General features: G+C 70.3%; 20 protein-coding genes. 12 read left to right on the top strand and 8 right to left on the bottom strand.

The window, feature by feature from the left end; all coding sequences use genetic code 11:
* The first annotated feature begins 36 nt into the window (after positions 1-36).
* Positions 37-216, top strand: a complete 180-nt coding sequence (locus CLM62_RS41470; RefSeq protein WP_095755047.1) for a hypothetical protein — start codon at positions 37-39, stop codon at positions 214-216.
* A gap of 6 nt (positions 217-222) precedes the next feature.
* Here CLM62_RS41470 and CLM62_RS41475 read toward each other — a convergent pair whose 3' ends face one another.
* Entirely contained in the window at positions 223-1,023 is an 801-nt protein-coding gene (locus CLM62_RS41475; protein ID WP_095755048.1) for a site-2 protease family protein, read from the bottom strand.
* 147 nt (positions 1,024-1,170) lie between these two features.
* Between CLM62_RS41475 and CLM62_RS41480 the strand changes: the two genes are divergently transcribed.
* Positions 1,171-4,446 carry a BTAD domain-containing putative transcriptional regulator gene (locus CLM62_RS41480; RefSeq protein ID WP_095755049.1) on the top strand — a complete coding sequence of 1,092 codons (3,276 nt, stop codon included), beginning with the start codon at positions 1,171-1,173 and terminating at the stop codon, positions 4,444-4,446.
* Between the two features lie 34 nt (positions 4,447-4,480).
* On the opposite strand, the gene CLM62_RS41485 is transcribed toward CLM62_RS41480, so the two are convergent.
* The 3 genes from CLM62_RS41485 to panB form a co-directional block, all read right to left on the bottom strand.
* Positions 4,481-5,290, bottom strand: coding sequence for an ABC transporter permease (locus CLM62_RS41485; protein WP_095755050.1), 810 nt, complete (start codon positions 5,288-5,290; stop codon positions 4,481-4,483).
* Entirely contained in the window at positions 5,287-6,312 is a 1,026-nt protein-coding gene (locus CLM62_RS41490) for an ATP-binding cassette domain-containing protein (RefSeq protein WP_179382451.1), read from the bottom strand. Before CLM62_RS41490 ends, CLM62_RS41485 begins: the two co-directional genes overlap by 4 nt.
* Positions 6,313-6,545: 233 nt before the next feature.
* Entirely contained in the window at positions 6,546-7,421 is an 876-nt protein-coding gene (gene panB / locus CLM62_RS41495; RefSeq protein ID WP_095755052.1) for a 3-methyl-2-oxobutanoate hydroxymethyltransferase, read from the bottom strand.
* Between the two features lie 223 nt (positions 7,422-7,644).
* Here panB and CLM62_RS41500 point away from each other — a divergent pair, with 223 nt between their 5' ends.
* From CLM62_RS41500 to CLM62_RS41520, 5 genes are all read left to right on the top strand, one after another.
* Complete coding sequence (locus CLM62_RS41500; protein WP_095755053.1) at positions 7,645-9,240, top strand: MFS transporter; 1,596 nt, start codon at positions 7,645-7,647, stop codon at positions 9,238-9,240.
* A gap of 97 nt (positions 9,241-9,337) precedes the next feature.
* Positions 9,338-9,970, top strand: a complete 633-nt coding sequence (locus tag CLM62_RS41505) for a TetR/AcrR family transcriptional regulator (protein ID WP_095755054.1) — start codon at positions 9,338-9,340, stop codon at positions 9,968-9,970.
* Between the two features lie 277 nt (positions 9,971-10,247).
* Positions 10,248-11,216: an endonuclease/exonuclease/phosphatase family protein gene (locus tag CLM62_RS41510; RefSeq protein WP_373559240.1), complete on the top strand. Its 969-nt coding sequence runs from the start codon at positions 10,248-10,250 to the stop codon at positions 11,214-11,216.
* Positions 11,217-11,355: 139 nt separating this feature from the next.
* A complete protein-coding gene (locus CLM62_RS41515; protein WP_095755056.1) occupies positions 11,356-12,576 on the top strand; it encodes an MFS transporter in 1,221 nt (406 codons plus the stop codon).
* Between the two features lie 122 nt (positions 12,577-12,698).
* Positions 12,699-13,421, top strand: a complete 723-nt coding sequence (locus CLM62_RS41520) for a VOC family protein (protein WP_095755057.1) — start codon at positions 12,699-12,701, stop codon at positions 13,419-13,421.
* Positions 13,422-13,527: 106 nt separating this feature from the next.
* Here the strand turns inward: CLM62_RS41520 and CLM62_RS41525 are convergent, their stop codons facing one another.
* The 4 genes from CLM62_RS41525 to CLM62_RS41540 all read right to left on the bottom strand — a co-directional run bounded on the left by CLM62_RS41525 (position 13,528) and on the right by CLM62_RS41540 (position 19,039).
* Positions 13,528-15,282 carry an NAD+ synthase gene (locus CLM62_RS41525; protein WP_095755058.1) on the bottom strand — a complete coding sequence of 585 codons (1,755 nt, stop codon included), beginning with the start codon at positions 15,280-15,282 and terminating at the stop codon, positions 13,528-13,530.
* 349 nt (positions 15,283-15,631) lie between these two features.
* Positions 15,632-17,572, bottom strand: a complete 1,941-nt coding sequence (locus tag CLM62_RS41530; RefSeq protein WP_095755059.1) for a protease pro-enzyme activation domain-containing protein — start codon at positions 17,570-17,572, stop codon at positions 15,632-15,634.
* A 193-nt stretch (positions 17,573-17,765) separates the two neighbouring features.
* Positions 17,766-18,368 (bottom strand): DUF305 domain-containing protein, encoded by a 603-nt coding sequence (locus CLM62_RS41535; RefSeq protein ID WP_179382456.1) that lies wholly within the window; start codon positions 18,366-18,368, stop codon positions 17,766-17,768.
* A gap of 14 nt (positions 18,369-18,382) precedes the next feature.
* Positions 18,383-19,039 (bottom strand): DUF3105 domain-containing protein, encoded by a 657-nt coding sequence (locus CLM62_RS41540; protein WP_095755061.1) that lies wholly within the window; start codon positions 19,037-19,039, stop codon positions 18,383-18,385.
* A 340-nt stretch (positions 19,040-19,379) separates the two neighbouring features.
* Between CLM62_RS41540 and glnA the strand changes: the two genes are divergently transcribed.
* The 5 genes from glnA (at position 19,380) to CLM62_RS41570 (ending at position 23,330) form a co-directional block, all read left to right on the top strand.
* Positions 19,380-20,741, top strand: coding sequence for a type I glutamate--ammonia ligase (gene glnA / locus CLM62_RS41545; protein WP_095755120.1), 1,362 nt, complete (start codon positions 19,380-19,382; stop codon positions 20,739-20,741).
* Positions 20,742-21,104: 363 nt separating this feature from the next.
* A complete protein-coding gene (locus tag CLM62_RS41550; RefSeq protein WP_218835667.1) occupies positions 21,105-21,611 on the top strand; it encodes a hypothetical protein in 507 nt (168 codons plus the stop codon).
* A gap of 70 nt (positions 21,612-21,681) precedes the next feature.
* Positions 21,682-22,140 (top strand): GNAT family N-acetyltransferase, encoded by a 459-nt coding sequence (locus CLM62_RS41555; RefSeq protein WP_095755121.1) that lies wholly within the window; start codon positions 21,682-21,684, stop codon positions 22,138-22,140.
* 486 nt (positions 22,141-22,626) lie between these two features.
* Entirely contained in the window at positions 22,627-22,896 is a 270-nt protein-coding gene (locus CLM62_RS41565; protein WP_095755122.1) for a CopG family transcriptional regulator, read from the top strand.
* Complete coding sequence (locus CLM62_RS41570) at positions 22,893-23,330, top strand: type II toxin-antitoxin system VapC family toxin (RefSeq protein ID WP_095755063.1); 438 nt, start codon at positions 22,893-22,895, stop codon at positions 23,328-23,330. The genes CLM62_RS41565 and CLM62_RS41570 overlap by 4 nt, the downstream gene beginning before the upstream one ends.
* Positions 23,331-23,343: the final 13 nt, after the last annotated feature.

A 23,343-nucleotide genomic window follows, 5' to 3' on the forward strand; every position in this document is an offset into this window, starting at 1 on the left:
TGTTCCCCCGACAGGCGAAACAGGAGAACAGCCCCCATGCCCCGCCTCGCCCTCTACGCCCTCGCCGTCTGCCTCCTGTCCGTGGCCGCGGCGGTCGTCTCCTTCGTCCAGGGCAGCTTTCTGGGAATCGTCTGGGTGCTGCTCGCGGGCCTTTCGTCCAACATGACCTGGTACTACGTGAAGCGGGAGAGGGCGCGGAAGTCCCTCACGGGCTGAGCTCCCTCACGGGCTGACCTGGCAGAACTCGTTCGTCCCCTGCCAGAAGCGGTACAGCTCCTGACCGCAGTACGTTTCCAGTTCGTGGATCCCCAGGCCGCGCAGCATCGAGTCGATCACCTCGAAGAACGCGCTGTTGATCGACGGCACCCACAACAGCGCGAACACGAACAGCAGGCCGAAGGGCGCGAACGGCTCCACCTGGCGCTTGATGTTGTACGACAGCCAGGGCTCGATGACGCCGTAGCCGTCCAGGCCCGGCACCGGCAGGAAGTTCAGCAGCGCGGCCGTGACCTGGAGCAGGGCGAGGAAGGCGAGGGCGAACCGGAAGTCCGGGGGCACGCCGTCCAGCGCGTCCAGCCAGAACGGCGCCGTGCAGACGACCGCGAACAGAACGTTCGTCAGCGGCCCGGCCGCCGAGATGAGGCTGTGCCGCCAGCGCCCCCGGATCCGCCCGCGCTCGATGAACACGGCGCCGCCGGGAAGACCGATCCCGCCCATGATCACGAACAGCACGGGGAGCACGATGCTCAGCAGGGCGTGCGTGTACTTCAGCGGGTTGAGGGTGAGATAGCCCTTCGATCCGACCGAGATGTCGCCGCTGTGCAGGGCGGTGCGCGCGTGCGCGTACTCGTGCAGGCACAGGGAGACGATCCACGCGGCCGTCACGAACAGGAACACGGAGAACCCGGGCTGCTCGGCGAACCCGGTCCAGGTGGCCCAGCCCGTCACCGCGGTGACGGCGACGATCCCGACGAAGACGGGGCTGATCCGCCGGTCGCTCCGGCTGGTGGTGGCGGTGGTCATGGGGCTCCCTGGACACTCGTGACACGCGGTGGGACTGCCCGACCGTACCGGGCGCAGGGGGGAAACGTCTCGTGGGTGGTCGGGGGTTCCGAGGAACACCCCGCGTGTCCGAAACCCGGAAGCGGAGCCGGGCCGTCCCCAGAGACAATGGACCCCGTGCGCTACCGCATCCTCGGCACCACCCAGGCACTCCGCCCCGACGGCACGCCCGTTCCGGTCGGCGGGGCGCGGCTGCGCGCGCTGCTGACCGTGCTCGCGCTGCGGGCCGGCCGGACCGTGCCCGCGGGGCTCCTGGTGGACGAGGTGTGGGACGGCGACCCGCCCGCCGATGCCACGGGCGCGCTCCAGGCGCTGGTCGGGCGGCTGCGCCGGGCGCTCGGCGCGGACGCGGTCGCCTCGGTGGACGGCGGCTACCGCCTCGCCGCCGCGCCCGACGACATCGACCTGCACCGTTTCGAGCGGCTGGCCGGGGAAGGCATGCGCGCGCTGGCCGACGGCGATCCCGCCAAGGCCGCCGTCGTCCTCGACGACGCGCTCGCCCTGTGGGGCGGCCCGGCCCTCGCCGACCTGCCCGACCGCTCCGCCGAGGCGGTCCGCTGGGACACCCGGCGCCTGGACGCCCTGCGCGCCCGCCACACCGCCGCGCTGGCCCTGGGCCATGCCGAGGACTCCCTCCCCGAACTCACCGCCCTGTGCGACACCCACCCCCTCGACGAAACCCTCCAGTCCCTCCGCCTCCGGGCCCTGCGCGACGCGGGCCGCACGGCGGAGTCCCTGGGCGCCTACGAGGACGTACGACAGCTGCTGGCGGACCGGCTGGGTTCTGATCCGGGCCCGGAACTGCGTGCTCTGCACGGTGAGTTGCTGAACGCCGGTGAGACGCCTGCACCCGGGCCGAAACAGGCCTCCGAGCCCCTACCCCCCAGCAACCTCCGCGCCCGCCTCACCTCCTTCGTCGGCCGCGAAGCCGACATCGAGGCCATCCGGGGAGACCTCGCCGCCGCCCGGCTCGTCACGTTGACCGGCCCCGGTGGGGCCGGGAAGACGCGGTTGTCGCAGGAGGCCGCGGAGGCCGTGCGGTACGCGGCGCGGGACGGGGTGTGGCTGGCCGAACTCGCTCCCGTCGACGACCCGGACGCCGTACCGGAAGCCGTGCTCACCGCCGTCGGCGCCCGTGAGACCGTGCTGTACGGCGCCGGTGCCGAGGCGATGCGGGCCGGGGCCGAGCGGCACGACGACCCCGTCGAGCGGCTCGCCGAGCACTGCGGCAGCCGCCGTATGCTGCTGATCCTCGACAACTGCGAGCACGTCGTCGACGCCGCCGCCCGGCTCGTCGAGGAGCTCCTGGAGCGCTGCCCCGGCTTGACGGTGCTGGCCACCAGCCGTGAACCCCTCGGCGTGCCGGGGGAGTTGCTGCGGCCCGTGGAGCCGCTGCCCGAGCCGGTCGCGCTGCGGCTGCTCGCCGACCGGGGCGCGGCGGCCCGCCCCGGCTTCCGCACAGAGGACGATCCGAACGCCTGCGCCGAGATCTGCCGGCGTCTCGACGGACTGCCCCTCGGCATCGAGCTCGCCGCCGCCCGCCTCCGCATGCTGACCCCGCGTCAGATCGCCGATCGGCTCGACGACCGCTTCCGCCTGCTCACCTCCGGCAGCCGTACCGTCCTGCCCCGCCAGCAGACCCTGCGGGCCGTCGTCGACTGGTCCTGGGAGCTGCTGGACGAGGACGAACGGGACGTGCTGCGGCGGCTGTCCGTGTTCGCCGGCGGCTGCGAGCTCGCCGCCGCCGAGGCAGTCTGCGGCCCGGCCGCCTTCGACGCGCTCGGCTCGCTCGTCGACAAGTCCCTGGTGGTAGCGGCCCCTTCGGGGAGCGGCGAGATGCGCTACCGGCTCCTGGAGACCGTCGCCGAGTACGCGGGCGAACGGCTCGACGAGGCCGGTCGGCGCGCGGACGCCGAGCGCGCGCATCTGACGTACTACCGCGAATTCGCCCGCACCACCGAACCGTTGCTGCGCGGCCCGAGCCAGCTCGCCGCCATCGAGCGGCTGGAGCGCGAGGCCGAGAACATCCGCGCCGCGCTCCAGCGCGCCGTCGCCACCCGCGACGAGCAGGAGGTGCTGTGCCTGGTGCTGTCCATGGCCTGGTACTGGCAGATGCGCGACCTGCGCCTGATAGCCCGCACCTGGTCCCGCGAGGCACAGGCCCTCGGCCCCGACCCCTTCGCCCCGCCCGCGCGCCGCGCCGCCCCGCTGTGGGAGCGCTGCACGGACACCCCGCCCCCCTGGACCGGCGAGGTTCTCCAGGAGGCCCGGCGCGGTGTCCATCTCGTCCATCTCGCCTGCATGGACACGGAGTTGGACGCCTGGCAGACCCCACCGGCGCAGCAGAAGCTGCGCGCCATCGCCGAGACCTACGAGCCGGGGATGCCACAGACCTGCCGTATGCCCGGCTCCGTCTGGCTCTTCGCCGTCATGCTCACCGGCGACATGGACCGGGTGCGCCTGATCGTCGACGCCACCGTCGACACCTGCCGCGGCACGCCCGGCTTCGAGTGGGAGCTCGCCGCCGGTCTCCAGATGCGCGCCAATCTGCTCGCCGGCCGCGCCGACTGGGCGGGCGACGCGGCCCGCGACGCCGACGAGTCGCTGGATATCTACCGGCGCCTCGGGGACCTCTGGGGCACCGCCGAGGCGCTCTCCGCCCGCGCGGAGGCCCACGAACGCAAGGGCGAGTACGGGCTCGCCGCCGCCGACTACGAGGCGGCGAAGGAGTACGCCGAACGCCTCGGTGCCCACGCCCAAGGGGAGTTGCTCACCGCCCGCCTGGGCAGCGTGCTGCTGGACGCGGGCGAGGCCGAGCGGGGGGAGCGGCTGCTGCGCGAGGTGATCGACCGCAAGGACGGCTCGGGCCACGAAGCGATGCCCGCCGCCCGGCTCTACCTCGCCGGTCGGCTCGGCATGACCGACCGGATCCCCGAGGCGCGCGAGCAACTCCGGTTGCTGCGCGAGGAGTTCAAGATCGCCCACTTCGTCGTCTTCGATGCCTTCATCCTCTGCGGGGAAGCCTGGCTGGACGCCGCCGAAGGCCGCCACGAGGACTGTCTGGACCGGATCCGGCGGGCGATCGAGCAGGCCGAGGACCCGCTGGCCACGGTCATCGCCCCGCACATGCGCTCCTCGTACCTGACCATCGCGGCGATCGCCCTCGCCGACATCGACGGCGGCAGCCGCGCCCGCGACGCCGCCCGGTGCCTCGGCGCCGCCGACAGCATGCTGCCGCCCGGCCATGTCGCGATGGCCATGGAGCGCGACGCACGCGACCGAGCCGTGGCGTGCGTGCGCGCCGCGCTCGACGACGAGGCCTACGAGGCGGCGTACGCGGAGGGCGGCGGCCTCTCCCTCGAGGAGGCCGCCGCCCTGGTCTGACGCGTACCGACCGTGCGGGCGCCTTCCCTGTGTGTCAGCTCTTCGTACGGAACTTGTGGATCGCGACCGGCGCCATGACCGCCGTGATGGCCACCGACCAGCCGAGGGTCACCCACAGGTCGTGCGCGACCGGGCCGCCCACCATCAGTCCGCGGGCCGCGTCCGCGAGCGTGGACAGCGGGTTGTAGTCGGTGAACGCCTGCAGCCAGCCCGGCATCGACGCCGTCGGCGTGAAGATCGACGAGCCGAACTGCAGCGGGAACAGCACCAGGAAGCCCATCGCCTGCACCGACTGGGCGTTCTTCAGGATCACGCCCAGGGTGAGGAACACCCACATGATCGACGAGGCGAACACCACGGACAGGCCCACGGCCGCGAACAGACCGGGCCAGTTGTTGATGTCGAAACCGACCAGAACGGCGACAATCATCAGCACGGTCGTCGCGAACAGCATCCGCGCCAGCTCCACCGAGACCTTGGCGAACAGCACCGAGCCGCGCCCGATCGGCAGGGACCGGAAGCGGTCCATGACACCGGAGTTGAAGTCCTGGCTGAAGCCGGTGCCGACGCCCTGGGACAGCGTCATGCTCATCATCGCGATCATGCCGGGGATCACGTACTGCACGTACCCCTCCTGCCCGCCGCCCAGGGCCTGCCCGATCGAGCCGCCGAAGACGTACACGAACAACAGGGTGAAGACGATCGGCATCAGCAGCGCGTCGAACATCGACTCCGGGTCCTGCCGGATCCACAGCAGGTTGCGGCGGATGAGCGCGCCGGTGTGACGGAGGTGGCCGCGCAGCGAGATGCGCGCATCGGCATTGAGGGTGGCGGTGGCGCTCATACGGCGACCTCCTGACGGTCGTCGGCGGGTACGGCGTCCTGCGGGGCACTGGCGCGGTGGCCGGTTAGGGACAGGAACACCTCGTCCAGGCTGGGCAGTTCGGTGGTGATGGAGGAGAGCGTGATGCCGCGCGCGGTGACCGCGCCGACCACGGCGGTCAGCTGCTCGTCGCTGAGGATCGGGACCAGTACGGCACCCCGGTCGGCGTCCACGGTGGTGCTGGCGAGCCCGGTGATGCCGAGCTCGTCCAGCGCGGCGGCGAGCGGCCGCAGCTGCACCGGGTCGGCCGGCCGGACCCGCAGCGTCCGCCCGCCGACCTTCGCCTTCAGCTCCTCGATGGCGCCGCCCGCGATGACCTTGCCGCGGTCGATCACGGTCAGCTCGGAGGCGAGCTGCTCGGCCTCCTCCATGTACTGGGTGGTGAGCAGCACGGTCACGCCCTCGCCGACCATCCGCTTGACCTCGTCCCACACCTCGTTACGGGTGCGCGGGTCGAGACCGGTGGTGGGCTCGTCGAGGTAGAGGACGGCGGGCCGCCCCATCATCGACGCGGCCAGATCCAGCCGCCGCCGCATACCGCCGGAATACGTGGCCGCCGGCCGCTTGGCGGCCTCGGTGAGCGAGAACCGCTCCAGCAGCGCGTCGGCACGCGCGCGTGCCTCCTTGCGGGGCAGGTCGAGGAGCCGCCCGATCATGTAGAGGTTCTCCCAGCCGGGCAGCTTCTCGTCCACGGAGGCGTACTGCCCGGTGAGCCCGATCACCCGGCGCAGCTGCCGGGGCTGCCGTACGACGTCGTAGCCGGCGACGGTCGCCCGCCCGGCGTCGGGCTGGATCAGGGTGGACAGGATCCGCACGAGGGTGGTCTTCCCGGCCCCGTTCGGCCCGAGCACCCCCATCACGGTGCCCTCCCGCACATCCAGGTCGACACCGTCCAGCGCCCTGGTCTCGCCGTAGTGCTTGACCAGCCCCCGCACGGTGACGGCGCTGCCGGCGCGGTTGGGGTTCTTGTCGATTCGCGTCATGACCACGACGATGCCAGTCCACACCGACAAACCACCGACATCCCACCGACAGCCGCCTACAGCTCACCGACAGCACCAACATCCCCGATGACCACCGCAACCATCAATTGAGCAACCACGACGGCGAGCTACCACCTCCGCGAGAGCGGCGCCGGTTTAGGCGCAAAGAGGGGCAGCCCGCCGACGGGGGATGATCGGCGGGCTGCCATGGTGCCGCAATGGCTCAGCTCGGCTCAGTGAACCGAGTGCTCCTCCAGCGGGAACGTTCCGCCCACCACGTCCTCCGCGAACGCCTTCGCCGCGTTCCCCATGACCTCACGCAGATTCGCGTACTGCTTCACGAACTTCGGCACCCGACCGCCGGTCAGCCCGAGCATGTCCGTCCACACCAGCACCTGTGCGTCCGTCTCCGGCCCGGCACCGATGCCCACCGTCGGAATGTGCAGCACCCGAGTGACCTCGGCGGCAAGTTCGGCCGGAACCAGCTCCAGTACCACCGCGAACGCCCCCGCGTCCTGCACGGCCTTCGCGTCCCGCAGCAGCTGCGCCGCCGCCTCCTCACCGCGCCCCTGGACGCGGTACCCCATGGCGTTCACCGACTGCGGCGTCAGCCCGATGTGCGCCATGACCGGGATGCCGGACTCCACCAGCAGCTCGATCTGGCGATGCGAGCGCTCGCCGCCCTCCAGCTTCACGGCCCCGACCCCGGCCTCCTTCACCAGCCGGGTCGCCGACCGCAGCGCCTGCACGGGACCCTCCTGGTACGACCCGAAGGGCAGGTCGCCGACGATCAGCGCACGGCTCGTACCCCGTACGACCGCCGCCGACAGCATGGTCATCTCGTCGAGGGTGACGGGCACGGTGGTCTCGTACCCGAGGTGGCAGTTGCCCGCCGAGTCCCCGACGAGCATGACCGGGATCCCGGCCTCGTCGAAGACGGACGCGGTCATCGCGTCGTACGCGGTGAGCATGGGCCACTTCTCGCCGCGTTCCTTGGCGGCGGCGATGTCGCGAACGGTGATACGGCGGGTGCCCTTGCCCCCGTACAGCGTCTTGCTGCCGTCGGAGGTCTTCTGCTGCGCAGGCTGGGCAGCCGAAAGCTGCGTCATGGCAACGGCTCCTTCGTCATCTCGAGGCGCCCTGACGGCGTCCCCGGATCACCTCCATGGTGGCACCTCGTGCCACGCGCGGCCAGACCGGGGCGGGGGAGGGATGGGGGACTTCAGTCACGTACCGGCGTACGACTTGTGCCCTAGGTCCGTTCTTAAGGCCTCGGTAAAAGAATTCCGATACGAGACGGTGCCGTATCGAAATCCCTTTACGCTCGTCGGCATGACTACTCCTGCCGACCGCGCCCTCGAAGGCCCCCGAATACCGGAGGCGGTGCACCGGCGCCGCTGGGCGATCCTCGGCGTCCTGATGCTGAGTCTGCTGATCGTGGTGCTCGACAACTCGATCCTGAACGTCGCCATCAAGACGATCTCGACCCCCGCCCCGACCGGCCTGGGCGCCACCCAGAGCGAGCTGGAGTGGGCCATCAACGCCTACACCCTGGTCTTCGCGGGCCTGCTGTTCAGCGCCGGTCTCCTCGGCGACCGGCTCGGCCGCAAGAGGGTCCTGCTCGGCGGACTCGCCGTGTTCGGCATCGGCTCAGCCCTCGCCGCCTTCTCCGGCTCGCCGGGCGAACTCATCGCCTTCCGCGCGGTGATGGGCCTCGGCGCCGCCTTCGTGATGCCGGCCACCCTCGCCGTCCTGATGAACGTCTTCGAGCGCGAGGAGCAGCCGAAGGCCATCGGCATCTGGGCCGGCGGCGTCGGACTCGCCATCGCCATCGGGCCGATCACCGGCGGCGTCCTGCTCGACCACTTCTGGTGGGGCTCGGTCTTCCTCATCAACGTGCCGATCGTGCTGCTCGCCCTGGCGCTGATGCTGTGGCTGGTGCCCGACTCCCGCGACCCGAACCCCGGCCGCATCGACCCCATCGGCGTCGTGCTGTCCGTCGTGGGACTGATCCTGCTCGTCTACGGCATCATCCGCGGCGGCGAGCTGGCCGACTTCACCGACCCCACCGTGCTGGGGACCATCGCCGCCGGTCTCGTCGTCCTCGTCGCCTTCGTCGTGTTCGAGAAGCGCAGCACCCATCCGTCCATCGACGTCACCTACTTCAAGAACAAGGTCTTCTCGGCCGCGATCGCCGCCATCGCGCTGGTCTTCTTCGCGCTGATGGGCGTGACCTTCTTCTCGGTCTTCTACACCCAGAGCGTGCGCGGCTACTCGCCGCTCGAGACCGGTCTGCTGATGCTGCCGCTGGCCGCCGCCCAGATGGTCTTCGCGCCGCGCGCCCGGCTGATCGTCGACCGCTTCGGCTACAAGGCCACCACCACGGCCGGCATGGTGGTCATCGCCGCGATGCTGGCCGCGTTCGCCACGCTGGAGGCCGACACACCGATCTGGCTCCTCGAAGTGATCTTCTTCCTCCTGGGCACCGGCATGGCGCACATCATGACCCCGGTCAGCGTCGTCATCATGCAGGCCCTGCCCCGCGAGAAGGCCGGCTCCGCCTCCGCCCTCAGCAACACCTTCCGCCAGGTCGGCGGCGCGCTCGGCATCGCCGTACTCGGCTCGGTGCTCTCCACGGCCTACCGCGGCGGCATCGAGGACAAGCTGGGCCCGCTGCCCGCCGGCCTGCGCCACACCGCGGGCGAGTCCATCGAGGCGACCCTCGGCGTCGCCGCGAAGCTGGGCCCCGAGGGCAACGCGCTCGTCGGTCCCGCCCACGACGCGTTCCTGCACGCGATGCACGTCACCGCGCTGTGGGGAGCGGGCGTGGCGGTGCTCGGCGCGATCGTCGTAGCCCTCTACCTGCCGGGCAAGGTGGCCACACCTCAGCGGGCCGAGGAGGAAGAGGAGTTGGTGGCGGCGGAGTAGCAGCCGTGGACAAGGCGGAACAGCAGCCGTGGACAAGGCGGAACAACAGCCGTGGACAGGGCAGAATCGCCCCAGCCCACGGAAAGGACGGAGCGACGTGAGCGGCCTCACAGACAGACGGTCGACCCGGGAGGGACCCCCCAGGGGCCGCCCCCGTAGTGAGGCCGTGGAGCGCGCCATCGTCGACGGGGTGGTGAAGCTCCTGGAGGAGGGCGTGCCGCTCGCGGAACTGTCCATCGAGCGCATCGCCCGTACGGTGGGTGTCGGCAAGGCCACCATCTACCGGCGCTGGAGCGGCAAGGAGGAGCTCTTCGTCGACGTCGTGCGCGCGGCCGAGCCCCCGGACCCCGAACTGCCCGGCACGTCGATGCGCGACGACCTCGTGGCCCTCCTGGAACAGCTGCGCGAGCGCGGACTGAGGGCCCGCACGTCCGCCCTCCTGCACAACGTCTACGCCCAGATGAAGAGCAGCCCCAGGATCTGGACCGCGTACCACACGACCGTCGTCGAGCCACGCCGCCGGCTCCACATCCAAGTCCTGCGCAGGGGGCAGGAGAACGGCGAACTCCGCACGGACGTCGACATCGACGTGATCACCGACATGTTCGTCGCACCCATGCTGGTGCGCACCGTCATGCGTCCGGACGCCGATCTCCCTCAGGGCCTGTCGGAGCAGATCGTCGACACGGTGCTGGAAGGGCTACGTCCCGTCAGTTCGCCCTCTGCGTAGCCCGTGTGCGCGTTTCGTCACAGAGGGCGCTTTCTCCGTTCGGCGCCGGAACTCGCCGCGCAGACTTGTACGTCCTCGTGCCCGTACGGCCGTCGAGGGACGGCAGGATCAGCGCCGATCATCCCCTAGGGTCGTATGTGCACGGGGGGTGAACGGTGTGCACGGCAGGCAGTGAGGCGACGATATGGCGCAGCAGGCGTATGTGACGGAAACGGACAACGGTGGCTCGGACCCCGAGCGCCCTGGAGCCCGGTTCCGGCGCCTGATGAACCGCCTGATGAACCGCCTGATCGCCGGCTGGAGCGGCGACCGGCGCATCTGGCGTCGCGGCCTCGTGGTCGCCGGGCTCGCGGTGCTGCTCGCCCTGATCATGCTGCTGCACGCGCAGATCCCGAACGCCATCGGCAACCTCGGCAGCCTCACCGACACGTTCCTGCCCTGGTTGGGCGTCTTCGTGCCCGTGCTGCTGGTGCTCGCTTTCGTACGGAAGTCCGCGACCGCCCTGATCGCCGTGCTGCTGCCGTCGATCGTGTGGCTGAACCTCTTCGGCGGCCTGATCAGCGACAAGGCCGGCAACGGCGGCGACCTCACGGTGGCCACGCACAACGTCAACGCCGACAACGCCGACCCGGCCGGCACCGCCCGTGACGTGGCCGCGTCCGGCGCCGACGTGGTGGCCCTGGAGGAGCTGACCACGTCGGCGGTTCCGGTGTACGAGAAGGCCCTGGAGTCGACGTACCGGTACCACTCGGTGCAGGGCACCGTCGGGCTGTGGAGCAAGTACCCGCTGACCGGCGCCAAGCCCGTCGACATCAAGCTGGGCTGGACGCGCGCCATGCGCGCCACGGTGACCGCGCCCGCCGGGCAGGTCGCGGTGTACGTCGCCCACCTCCCGTCGGTGCGGGTGAAGCTGGAGGCCGGTTTCACGGCCCGGCAGCGCGACAAGAGCGCGAACGCCCTCGGCGAGGCCATAGAGGACGAGAAGCTGACCAGGATCGTCCTGCTCGGCGACCTGAACGGCACGATGAACGACCGCGCGCTCAACGCCGTCACCGCCCAGATGCGTTCCACGCAGGGCGCGGCGGGCAGCGGCTTCGGGTTCAGCTGGCCGGCGTCGTTCCCGATGGCGCGGATCGACCAGATCATGGTGAAGGGGATCGAGCCGGAGAGCTCGTGGACGCTGCCGCAGACCGGCAGCGACCACCTGCCGGTGGCCGCGCGTGTGAACGTCGCCACGTCGTCGTAATCCCCGCCGGCACTGGAAGTCGTATCCCCGCTGTACACCCGCTGTCGCTGGAATACGGGGCCGGTGAGCCTTTGTTCCGTACTTGAACATACTCTGGTACGGAACTCCGCTCTCCCTTTTGAAAGGCACAGGTCCCTTCATGCCCCTGGCCCTGCTCGCCCTCGCCGTGGGCGCCTTCGGCATCGGTACGACCGAGTTCGTGATGATGGGCTTGCTGCCCGACGTCGCGGCCGACCTGCACATCGCGATCCCCACCGCCGGTCACCTGGTCTCGGCGTACGCGCTGGGTGTGGTGATCGGCGCCCCGCTGCTCGCGGCGGTCACCGCGCGCATGTCCCGCCGTAAGGTCCTGATCGGCCTGATGGCTCTCTTCGTGGCGGGCAACGCGCTGTCGGCCCTCGCTCCCGACAACAACTGGCTGCTGGCGGCCCGCTTCCTCAGCGGTCTTCCGCACGGCGCCTTCTTCGGCGTGGGCGCCGTGGTCGCCACGACCATGGTGGCGCCGGAGCGCAAGGCCCGCTCCGTCTCACTGATGTTCCTCGGCCTGACGGTCGCCAACGTCGTGGGCGTGCCGGTGGCCACCCTCATGGGGCAGCACCTGGGCTGGCGGGCGACCTTCCTCGGCGTCAGCGCGATCGGCCTGGCGGCGATAGCGTCGCTGGCGCTGCTGATCCCGCACGACCACGCGCACGCCCCCGCCACGGGCGTCCGCGGCGAACTGGCCGCCCTGCGCTCCCTCCCGGTCTGGCTGGCCCTCGGCACGACGGTCGCGGGCTTCGGCGCGCTCTTCGCGGCCTACAGCTACATCACGCCGATGCTCACCGACGCCGCCGGCTACACCGGCTCCAGCGTGACGCCGCTGCTGGCGCTGTTCGGCGTCGGCGCCACGGCGGGCAACCTGCTCGGCGGCCGCCTGGCCGACCACTGGCTGCGGGGCACGCTGTTCGGCGGTCTGACGTCGCTGGTGGCGGTGCTGGTGTCGTTCCCGGTCCTGATGAACACGCAGGGGACCGCGGCCGTAGCGGTGATACTCCTCGGCACGGCGGCCTTCGTCACCGGCTCCCCGCTCCAGCTGATGGTCATGGAGAAGGCGTCGGCGGCCCCGTCCCTGGCCTCCTCCGCCAACCAGGCCGCGTTCAACCTCGCGAACGCGGGGGGCGCGTGGATCGGGGGTCTCGCCCTGGCGGCGGGCTTCGGCGCGACGTCCCCGGCGGTCGCCGGTGCGGGCCTGGCGGTGCTCGGTCTGGGGGTCGCCGCTGCCGCGGCTGTGGTGGACCGGCGTCGGGTCGCTCCGCAGACGGCGCGAGAGAGGATCGTTGCGACGCACGTGCCTCAGGAGTCGGAGGCGGTTCGCTCCTGACAGCGGCCGTCGAATACTCGGGTGCGGGTGACGCGGGCTCACCCCTAGGCTTCGGGGGTTCGAGGGGCTGACAAGGCGCCCTGTCGACGGCGGTCAGTCAGCGGATCGGAAGGCGCAGGGGAATGACTTGTCAACTGTTCGCGCTCTGCCTCGACGCGAGCCGGCCGATGCCTCTCGCCCGGTTCTGGTCCGGATTCCTGGGCTGGGAGATCGTCGACGATCCATACGACGGCGTAGCGGTCCTGCCCAGTGATGACACCGGGTTCCGCATCCGTTTCCTTCCGACCCGGGAGCCGAAGGTCGGCCAGAACCGGATGCACTTCGATCTGACGAGCACCTCCCTGGAGGACCAGCAGCAGACGGTGGCCAGGGCGCTGGATCTCGGCGCACAGCACATCGACGTCGGCCAGCGCCCGGAGGAGGGTCATGTAGTGCTCGCCGACCCCGAAGGCAACGAGTTCTGCGTCATCGGGCCGGGCAACAAATTCCTCGCCGACTGCGGATTCATCGGAGCGCTGGCCTGCGACGGTTCGCAGGAAGTCGGGTACTTCTGGAGCGAAGCGCTGGGATGGCCACTGGTCTGGGACCAGGACCAGGAGACCGCGATCCGCTCGCCGCACGGCGGTCCGAAGATCACGTGGGGTGGTCCACCGCTGTTGCCGAGGACAGGCAAGGACCGGCTGCGTTTCGACGTCGCTCCACCTGTCCGCGGGGATCAGCAGGCAGAGGTCGACCGTCTGCTCTCCCTCGGGGCCACTCGCATCGACACCGGCCAGCGCGAGTTCGGCTCGGTGGGGATGGCCGACCCCGACGGCAACGAGTTCCGTGTGTTGACGCCCCGGTAGCGCGGCCGGTGTTCACCCGGTGATTGGCAGATCTGTTCCACCGGGACGGCCGCGTGACCTGGGTTTTCCCTCGCGGGGGTGGAACAGATCTGCCAATCACCCCCCGTCACACCGACTCGCGCCACCCGTTGGTGATCGGCAGTCGGCGGTCTTTGCCGAAGCCCTTCGCCGAGATCTTCGTGCCCGGCGGATACTGCCGCCGCTTGTACTCCGCCGTGTCCACCATCCGCAGCGTCTTCGTGACCAACTGATGGTCGTAACCGGCCGCGACGATCTCGTCAGCGCCCTTGTCCCGGTCGACGTACAGCTCGAGGATCGCGTCCAGCACCGGATAGTCCGGCAGCGAGTCGGTGTCGACCTGGCCCGGCCGCAGTTCCGCGCTCGGTGGCTTGGTGATCGAGTTCTCCGGGATCGGCGGGGTCTGGCCCCGCTCCCGCGCCGCCTTGTTGCGCCAGTTCGCCAGCCGGAAGATCCACGTCTTGTAGACGTCCTTGATGGGCCCGTACGCGCCCACCGAGTCGCCGTACAGCGTCGAGTACCCCACCGCCAGCTCCGACTTGTTGCCGGGCGCGAGCACGATGTGGCCCTCCTGGTTGGAGATCGCCATCAGCAGGGTGCCGCGGAGGCGGGACTGGAGGTTCTCCTCCGCCAGCCCGGTCAGGTCCACCGACCCCATGTACGCGTCGAACATCGGCTCGATCGGCACCGTGCGGAAGTTCAGCCCCGTACGACGGGCCAGCTCCGCCGCGTCCCCCTTGGAGTGCTCGGAGGAGTACTTCGACGGCATCGACACGCCGTACACGTTCCGCGCGCCCACCGCGTCGCAGGCGATCGCCGCGACCAGCGCCGAGTCGATACCGCCCGACAGGCCGATCAGGACGGACTTGAGGCCGTTCTTGGTGACGTACGCCCGCAGGCCCACGACCAGCGCCGAGTAGACCTCCTCGTCGTCGTCGAGGCGGTCGGCGTAGCCGCCGGTCAGCTCCGGCTCGTAGGCGGGTAGCGGCTCCTCGGAGAGGACCACCCGGTCGATCCGCAGACCGTCGTCCACGACGCCGATGGGCGCGTTTGCCGCGGCCGCCGGCAGGTCCAGGTCCAGGACCACACACCCCTCCGCGAACTGCGGCGCCCGCGCGAGCACCGCGCCGTCGCGGTCGACCACGATCGAGTCGCCGTCGAAGACCAGCTCGTCCTGCCCGCCGATCATGGCGAGGTAGGCGGTGGTGCAGCCGGCCTCCTGGGCCCGCTTGCGGACCAGCTCCAGGCGGGTGTCGTCCTTGTCGCGCTCGTACGGCGAGGCGTTGACAGAGAGCAGCAGCCCGGCCTCGGCGGAGCGCGCGGCCGGGACCCGGCCGCCGTCCTGCCAGAGGTCCTCGCAGATGGCCAGGGCCACGTCGACGCCGTGCACTCGCACCACCGGCATGGTGTCGCCGGGCACGAAGTAGCGGAACTCGTCGAAGACGCCGTAATTGGGCAAGTGGTGCTTGGCGAAGGCGAGGACCACCTCACCGCCGTACAGCACCGCCGCCGCGTTCTGCGGCGCGCCGGGCGGCTGGCCGAACCTCGGCTGGGCGGTCTCCGAGCGGTCGAGGTAGCCGACGATCACCGGCAGCTCCCCGAAGCCCTCGTCGGCGAGCCGCCCGGCGAGGGCGCGCAGGGCCGCGCGGGACGCCTCCACGAAGGACGAGCGCAGGGCCAGGTCCTCCACGGGATACCCGGTCAGCGCCATCTCCGGGAACGCCACGAGGTGCGCTCCCTGCTCGGCGGAGTGCCGGGTCCAGCGGAGGATCGTCTCGGTGTTCCCGGCGAGGTCACCGACGCGTGAGTCGATCTGGTTCAGGGCGAGACGTAGTTGAGGCACGGGCCCAGTGTAATCGTCAGTACGACGCGATGGGGTGGCGCGGAGTGTGGGCCACCCCACGCGCGTGTGCTCGACCTCGCGTAGCACAACCCGCCCGAAACCGTCCCCGTTCCGCTCGAACCCGGACGGCCCGCCCACCCCCTGCACTACGACTGTCCCCGGAACACCGCACCAGGGGGACCCATGAGCAACTGGCCACTGATCGCCGCCGCCTTCACGGCCGCCGCGACGAGCAACCTGGCCTTCGCCCTCGCCCGTCGCCGCCGGCTCCGGCAGAGGGCGCGCACACCAGAGCGCCCGCTTCCCGACGCACCCCGTCGGGAAGCGGGCGCACCGCGCCGGACCGTCGTCAGCGCCGGCGGTACGACTCCACGTAACCGCCCGCGGGCGTCCCCACGCCGGTGACGTCGTCGTAGCCCTTCACGGCCTTCAGTGAGCTGTCCTGGCCGAGGGTGCGGGCGGAGGTGAGCAGGCCCTGGGACGCGTCGAACTGGTTGGCGAAGTCGACGCGTGCCACGGCGAGTCCGGAGCCCGTCGGGTCGTCCGTGACGTCGTGGTACGCCCTAGAGCCGTACTTCGCGTAGATCGCCGGGTTGGCGAACCCGATGGCCTTGCCGCCGCGCGCCTGCTGGGCGAGGGCCTGGACGGCGGCGATCACCGGCGAGGCCAGCGAGGTGCCGCCGATGCGGTACTCGCTGTACTGCTGCGACCCGTCCGGGAAGGTCTGCGTCTGGCCGACCTTGAAGCCGGTGTTCGGGTCGGCGATCGCCGCGATGTCCGGGACGACGCGGTTGCCGGCGGCGCTGTAGGCCTGGGCCAGCGAGTCCGGGACGACGCCCTTCTGGTACGACGGCTCGGCCACCGTCCTGCTGGTGCCGCCGCCCGCGCCCGAGGTGAACGCGCCCGGGAAGTCCGTCCAGCTCTTGCCGTCGGCCGACAGACCGGCCTTCTCGGTGCCCCAGCCGGTCTCCCACAGGTACGTGTCGCCCTTGCCGACCGCGAGCGAGGTGCCGCCGACCGCGGTCACCCAGGCCGAGTTCGCCGGGGTGTCGACCTGCTTGGTCCCGGTGTTCGCGACCTCGTCGCCGTCGTCGCCGGAGGAGAAGTAGAAGCCGATGCCCTCGACCGCGCCGAACTGGAAGACCTGGTCGTAGGCGGCCGCGAGGTCCGGCGTCTGGTTGGCCTCGATGTCGCCCCAGGAGTTGGAGACGATGTCGGCCAGGTGGTGGTCGACGATCGTGCCGAGCGAGTCGAGCAGGTCGTCGTCGTGGCAGGAGGCGGCGCCGACGTACGTGATGTCCGCGGCCGGCGCGACCGCGTGCACGGCCTCGACGTCGAGGGTCTCCTCGCCGTACCAGCCCGAGGCCGAGCACTCCTTGGTGTGGGCGTACTTCTCGGGCACGACCTGGCGCAGCTGCCCGTCGGCATAGGCGGCGTCGCCGTGCTTCTTCGCGTAGGTGGCCGCGTCGTAGGCGATGGTCGGCGAGGCGTACGCGTCGGTGATGGCGACCCGCACCCCCTTGCCCGTGTAGGAGCCCGCGCCGTACGCGGCCCGCAGCTGCTTGCCCGTGTAGCCCTCGACGGCGTACGGGATCTTCCCGCCATAGGCGTCCGGCAGTGTGGTGGCGACGTTCGAGCCGTAGTACGACGAGAACGGCCCCGCGTTCTTGAACACCGCGTCCGGCGGCGGCAGTTGGTCGTCGTGGCTCGCCTTGTGCGGGGCGTTGTCCAGGCCGGTCACGGTCAGGACGGCCCCGTTCAGGCTCTCCGGCGCGGAGGCGGTCCTGGACGGGGCGCGATAGGTCTCGGCGCCCTTGGCGTAGTTGTGCAGCTGGGTGCCGAAGGCCTGCTCGGCGGCGGCCACGTCACCGGAGACGGAGACGTAGTGCCGCGTGACCCCCGTGACCTTCAGGCCGGCCGAGGTCAGCCAGGCCCGCACCGCGGCGACCTGCGCCTTCGTCGCGCCGAAGCGGGCCTTGGCCTGCCCCGCGCTCAGGTACTCGCCGTACGAGGCCGAGGACGGGTCGGACACGGCCTCGGCGTACCGGGCGAGGCCGGCCGCGTCCCGGCCGGCGAGGTAGACGCGGGCGGAGACCTGGGCGCCGTCGGAGGTCGCGCCCTTGTCCGCCTTGGCCGTGGCCCACGCGGGTTTGGTGCCGGCGAGCAGGTCCCGGAGCGGGTGGTCGGCGGCGTGCGCCGTGGATATGCCGAGCGTGAGCGCTCCGGCGAGCATGGGCAGTGTCGCTGCCATGCTCACCCCGGCGCGGAGCCTGGCGCGGTTGGATCTCATGGAGCCCCCTGTGCGGTTCGACGCGAGTGGATCACTCGACAGGTGTCACTCTCGCGATGAACCGTTCATGCCAGGGGAAATCGGAGGCCAAGAAGACGCCTCCAAGGCCAAGAAGACACCAAGGAGGCGCTGCGCAGGGCGATTTGAGGCTTTAGGCCCTACGAGCCGCTTGCGCCCCGCGAACTGCTGACGCCTACGAACGCGGCTCGGCGCCCCGCTCCTTGAGCATCCCCGCCATCAGGTCGATCTCCGACTGCTGCCCCTCGACCATGCCCTGCGCCAACTGCTTCTCCACGCCGACGGTGCACTTGTCCACACAGCCCTCGGCCATATGGATACCGCCCTCGTGGTGGTCCGTCATCAGCTGCAGATAAAAGACCTCGGCCTGCTTACCGCTGAGCGAATCCAGTTTCTTCATCTCGCTGTTGGTCGCCATGCCCGGCATCAGCGCCCCGTCCTTGCCGGAGGCCATGTCGCCCATGCCCATCCAGGTCATCGGCGGGTCGGCGGACACCTTCGGCAGGCCCCACAGGTCGAGCCAGCCCAGCAGCATGCCGCGCTGGTTGGCCTGCGTCTGCGCGACGTCGTACGCCAGGCGCCGCACCTCCTCGTCGTCGGTGCGGTCGCGCACGATGTACGACATCTCCACGGCCTGCTGGTGGTGCACCGCCATGTCCCGCGCGAACCCGGCGTCCGCGGAGTCGGCGGCCGGAGTCTCGCTCGAACCGCCGTCCTCGGCCACGGCATAAGTGATCGCGCCGGCCGCCACGAGCACCCCGGCCACGGCGACGGCCACTCCGGCGGGCGACCTCACTGCGAAAGACCTCCCGTGCACGCGGCACCCTTCTCCGGCGTCTGCTCGCCCTGCACGAACTTCTCGAAGAACTTGTCGACGTTCGGGTCGTCGGCGCCCGTCACCGTGCGCTGGTGCCCCCACGCGGTCAGCATGATCGGGTCGGCCTGCTTCTCGTCCGGGCTCATCAGCGTGTACGGCGTCTGCTTCACCTTCGCCGCCAGCGCGTCCACGTCCGCCTTCGGGGCCTTGCTGGTGTACGTCACCCACACCGCGCCGTGCTCCAGGGAGTGCACGGCGTTCATGTTGTTGATCTCCTTGGTGTAGACGTCACCGTTGCAGTTCATCCAGACCTGGTTGTGATCGCCGCCGACCGGGGGCTCGGTCGGGTACTTCACGGTCTTGGTGACGTGGGTCTGGCTCAGCTTGCCCTTCCAGGTCTTCACGCCGTCCGCGCCGGTGACGAAGCTGCCTGTGCTCTGGGCCACCGTGCTGTCGTCGTCGGACTGCGACTGGACCAGGACGACACCGCCGACCACGAGGCCGACGACGACCACCACGCTGGCCGCGATGGTGAGCACCCGGTTGCGGCGCTCCCGCGCGCGCTCGGCGCGCCGCATCTCCTCTATTCGCGCCTTGCGCTCGGCGCTGCTGCTCTTCTTGGCGGAACCCATGAGGTGTGTGTCCTTCTGAGGAAAGAGGGCCGGTCGGGTCTGCTGATCGTAATGCGGGAGGAGGGGCCTCTCGTAGCGAGGGCACGGGAATGGCCGAAGTTGCGACGCCCCGCACGGGCAGGTTCCCGACCTCCGGGCATTACGGATGTCAGTCCGAGCAGGCAAGATGGGCTCAGAGCTGTACACCTACGGTACGCGAGGCGTTCGCACGGAGGTCGGCCGCACGATCAAGGTGCGCAACGCGCATGAAATGGTGTTGTGGTGGGATGCTCAGGTGCCCGACCGCCTCCCGTGGTGCGGGAGACAGGCGGCCTGACCAGCAAGGATGGGGAAGCGGAAGATGGACAAGCAGCAGGAGTTCGTGCTCCGGACGTTGGAGGAGCGTGACATCCGGTTCGTACGGCTGTGGTTCACGGACGTGCTGGGCTTCCTCAAGTCCGTGGCCGTGGCCCCGGCGGAGCTGGAACAGGCCTTCGACGAAGGCATCGGCTTCGACGGCTCCGCGATCGAGGGTTTCGCGCGCGTATACGAGTCGGACATGATCGCCAAGCCCGACCCGTCGACCTTCCAGGTCCTGCCATGGCGTGCCGAGGCCCCCGGCACCGCCCGTATGTTCTGCGACATCCTCATGCCGGACGGCTCCCCGTCCTTCGCCGACCCGCGCTATGTGCTGAAGCGGGCCCTGGCCCGCACCTCCGACCTGGGCTTCACCTTCTACACCCACCCGGAGATCGAGTTCTTCCTGCTCAAGGACAGGCCCCTGGACGGCTCCCGGCCCACCCCGGCCGACAACTCCGGCTACTTCGACCACACCCCGCAGAACATCGGCATGGACTTCCGCCGCCAGGCGATCACCATGCTGGAGTCCATGGGCATCTCGGTCGAGTTCTCCCACCACGAGGGCGCGCCGGGCCAGCAGGAGATCGACCTGCGCTACGCGGACGCACTCTCCACCGCCGACAACATCATGACGTTCCGCCTGGTCATGAAGCAGGTGGCGCTGGAGCAGGGCGTCCAGGCCACCTTCATGCCGAAGCCGTTCTCCGAGCACCCGGGCAGCGGCATGCACACGCACCTCTCGCTCTTCGAGGGCGACCGGAACGCGTTCTACGAGTCCGGCGCGGAGTACCAGCTCTCCAAGGTCGGCCGCTCCTTCATCGCGGGCCTGCTGAAGCACTCGGCGGAGATCTCCGCCATCACCAACCAGTGGGTCAACTCCTACAAGCGCATCTGGGGCGGCACGGAGCGCACGGCCGGCGCCGGCGGCGAGGCCCCCTCGTACATCTGCTGGGGCCACAACAACCGCTCGGCCCTGGTCCGCGTCCCGATGTACAAGCCCGGCAAGACCGGCTCGGCCCGCATCGAGGTCCGCTCGATCGACTCCGGCGCGAACCCGTACCTGGCCTACGCCGCCTTGCTGGCCGCCGGCCTGAAGGGCATCGAGGAGGGCTACGAACTCCCGCCGGGCGCCGAGGACGACGTGTGGGCGTTGTCGGACGCGGAGCGCCGCGCGATGGGCATCGAGCCGCTGCCGCAGAACCTGGGCGAGGCGCTGACGCTGATGGAGCGCAGCGACCTGGTGGCGGAGACGCTGGGCGAGCACGTCTTCGACTTCTTCCTCCGCAACAAGCGGCAGGAGTGGGAGGAGTACCGCAGCGAGGTCACGGCTTTCGAGCTGCGGAAGAACCTGCCGGTGCTGTAAGGGCGGGTCGGAGCGGGTTTCCCGCTGATCTGACTGCCGGGGCCGACGGTCGTGGACCGTCGGCCCCGTGGCGTCTCACTCCTCCTGGGCAGAGGGAACCGCGGCCCTGCGCGGGCTCGTGTCCTGGTACGGGTGGAAGGGAAACCGGGCGAGGTTCGCGGGGGAGTCATGCAAATCATCGAGGTGACCGGGTATGCCGTCCGATCTGCTGTGATCACCATGAGGCGGACAGGGAAGCCACTTGAATTCGTGATCTTCCCGATGCTGCATGTGGCGTCGCCGACGTTCTACTCCCAGGTCCGCATCAGGCTCAGGGAATGCGACCTCATAGTCATGGAGGGAATCCGAGGGAATTCGGTCGGAGTGAGTGCCCTCACGCTTGCTTACCGGTTCGCCCCACGGCGTCGGCGCAACGGCCTGCAGGAGCAGCGCGATGAGCTGCTGCTTCCCGAGTCCGTGCCGGTCATCAACCCCGATGTGACCGCGGCGGAGGCGATCGCGGACCTGAAGACACTGCCGCGGTGGACGTACCTGCTTCTCCTGGTCGCGGCTCCCGTGATGGGCCTGGTGTTCGCGCTGCGGGGTCCGCGCGCTTTCCTCGATGAGGACCTGGCAGTCGACGATCTGCCGTCGACGCTGCGGGCGGAGATGATGGCCGACGATCCTGTGGAGCATGCGATGACCGATCGGCGCGACGAACGGTTGCTCGACGCGCTCGGCGAGATCCACGCGGAGCGCGCCGACGAGCCGATCCGGGTGGCCATCGTCTACGGAGCCCGCCACGTCCCGGCGACCGTGTCGGGTCTGATGGATCGTTACGGATACCGGCCACGTGAAGCGGAATGGCTCACCGTCCTTGTCCCGGCGTAGATCGCCGGCCGGGAAACCGGAGGCTGGGCGTCTCTGGGCCCTCCGGCCGCGGAGCGGTAGCGTGGCGATCATGGTGGACTGGGGTATTCGGCCGGCGTCGGTGTCGGACGTCGCAGCAGTGGCAGAGCTGCGTGCCGTGGTGTTGCGGGCGGATCTGGAACGGCTCGGGCGGTATGACGAGGAGCGCGTGCGGCAGCGGCTGCGGGACGGGTTCGAACCGGCGCACACCTGGGTCATCGAGGTTGGCGGCGCGTTCGCCGGCTGCGTGGCGCTGCGCCGGGCCGAGGACACTCACTGGCTGGAGCACTTCTACCTGGCCCCGCATCTTCAGGGCAGCGGTATCGGTTCGGGCGTGCTGCGCGAGCTGCTGGCGGGGTGTGACCGCAGCGGCGTCCCTGTCCGGTTGAACGTGCTGCAGGGCAGTCCGGCCCGACGGCTGTACGAGCGGCACGGGTTCACGGTCGAGGCCGAGGATCCGGTGGACGCGTTCATGGTGCGCAAGCCGGCCCGTGCCCCGACGGGCAATTGATCACGTCGGGGTTCGCGGAGCCAGAGGATGAGTGATGCGAGGCGGAGTCCGGCGCGGTAGCGGCCGGCCAGTTGCGGGGCCGCCCTGCCCGCCACCGCCAGGGTCGTCCATGGGCTAGGGGGTGTTTTGAAAGTCCTGTGCGGTGCCCGCGGTGTTCGGTGCGTGCCCTCGGCGTGCCGGACGAAGGCCCTCGTAGCGGAGCTACTTGGGTCTTTGGCCGGTGCGGCGAGGGTGCGTGCCGGGCGCCGTGGGTGCTGTGCGGGACTTTCAAAACACCCCCTAGGGGCGGGGCCGCAGCTACCGTCGTCGGTCCAGGGGCGCTGGGGAGGTCCGGGTCGGTGCCTTCGGGCACAGCTCCACGTTCAGGTGGACGGTCGTGCCTGCGTAGGAGGCTCCACGCGTCGCCGAGCAGGTGATCGAGCTCGGCGAGGACGAGTTGTGGCGAGACGCGCCGACGACGTGGTACACGTCCTGTACCATGAGGATATGGCCCTGAAGCGCACCAATGTCTACGCCGACGACAGCGACCTCGCACTGATCAAGGAAGCGGCCGCCCGTCTGGGTGTCTCCGAGGCCGAGATAATCCGCGAGGGCCTCCACCGCATCGCATTGGCGCATCGCGTCTGGGAGGAGCCCTTCCTCTCCGACGAGGAGACATTCGACCTCGGAGGGCCTGTCACCAGGGACGACGTTCGGACCGCGGTGACCGAGGGCTACGAGGCGCGGGAACGCCGGAACGGGGGACACGCGGCGTGATCGCTGTCGCCGACACCTCCGGAATCCTCACCCTCTACAACCGCTCCCACCCCGACCACCAAGCTGCCAGGAAGGCAGCGGACCAGTGTGGCTTCCTCGTTGCCACCCCTCTGGCGCTGACCGAGGTGCACCAGGTGGCCACCAGCCGCGCCGGACGCGCCGCGGCCGACGCAATCCTCCGGTCCCTCACGGCGCGGGTGCGGCAGATGCGGTTGATTCTGGCCCCGCCCACACCGGAGATCCTCGACGCCGCGCTGTCCGTACGAGCACGCTACGCATCGCTCGACCTCGACCTGGTGGATGCGGTGAACGTGGCGATGGCCGCCGAGTACGGCACGGATGCCGTCCTCACCCGGGACCTCCGCGACTTCCGCGCCGTCCGCCCGCTGGGCGGCAGGCACACCCACTTCCGGATCCTCCCCGACGATCTCTGACCAGGCGCACGGT

Source organism: Streptomyces sp. SA15 (genome assembly GCF_002291145.1).
GTDB lineage: Bacteria > Actinomycetota > Actinomycetes > Streptomycetales > Streptomycetaceae > Streptomyces.

What these genes read in the sequence shown, in the direction of transcription:
- CLM62_RS41470 (WP_095755047.1), top strand. Translation starts at nt 37, where the DNA reads ATGCCCCGCCTCGCCCTCTACGCCCTCGCCGTCTGCCTCCTGTCCGTG.
- CLM62_RS41475 (WP_095755048.1), bottom strand. Translation starts at nt 1,023, where the DNA reads ATGACCACCGCCACCACCAGCCGGAGCGACCGGCGGATCAGCCCCGTC.
- CLM62_RS41480 (WP_095755049.1), top strand. Translation starts at nt 1,171, where the DNA reads ATGGACCCCGTGCGCTACCGCATCCTCGGCACCACCCAGGCACTCCGC.
- CLM62_RS41485 (WP_095755050.1), bottom strand. Translation starts at nt 5,290, where the DNA reads ATGAGCGCCACCGCCACCCTCAATGCCGATGCGCGCATCTCGCTGCGC.
- CLM62_RS41490 (WP_179382451.1), bottom strand. Translation starts at nt 6,312, where the DNA reads ATGACGCGAATCGACAAGAACCCCAACCGCGCCGGCAGCGCCGTCACC.
- panB (WP_095755052.1), bottom strand. Translation starts at nt 7,421, where the DNA reads ATGACGCAGCTTTCGGCTGCCCAGCCTGCGCAGCAGAAGACCTCCGAC.
- CLM62_RS41500 (WP_095755053.1), top strand. Translation starts at nt 7,645, where the DNA reads ATGACTACTCCTGCCGACCGCGCCCTCGAAGGCCCCCGAATACCGGAG.
- CLM62_RS41510 (WP_373559240.1), top strand. Translation starts at nt 10,248, where the DNA reads ATGAACCGCCTGATCGCCGGCTGGAGCGGCGACCGGCGCATCTGGCGT.
- CLM62_RS41515 (WP_095755056.1), top strand. Translation starts at nt 11,356, where the DNA reads ATGCCCCTGGCCCTGCTCGCCCTCGCCGTGGGCGCCTTCGGCATCGGT.
- CLM62_RS41520 (WP_095755057.1), top strand. Translation starts at nt 12,699, where the DNA reads ATGACTTGTCAACTGTTCGCGCTCTGCCTCGACGCGAGCCGGCCGATG.
- CLM62_RS41530 (WP_095755059.1), bottom strand. Translation starts at nt 17,572, where the DNA reads ATGAGATCCAACCGCGCCAGGCTCCGCGCCGGGGTGAGCATGGCAGCG.
- CLM62_RS41540 (WP_095755061.1), bottom strand. Translation starts at nt 19,039, where the DNA reads ATGGGTTCCGCCAAGAAGAGCAGCAGCGCCGAGCGCAAGGCGCGAATA.
- glnA (WP_095755120.1), top strand. Translation starts at nt 19,380, where the DNA reads ATGGACAAGCAGCAGGAGTTCGTGCTCCGGACGTTGGAGGAGCGTGAC.
- CLM62_RS41555 (WP_095755121.1), top strand. Translation starts at nt 21,682, where the DNA reads ATGGTGGACTGGGGTATTCGGCCGGCGTCGGTGTCGGACGTCGCAGCA.
- CLM62_RS41565 (WP_095755122.1), top strand. Translation starts at nt 22,627, where the DNA reads ATGGCCCTGAAGCGCACCAATGTCTACGCCGACGACAGCGACCTCGCA.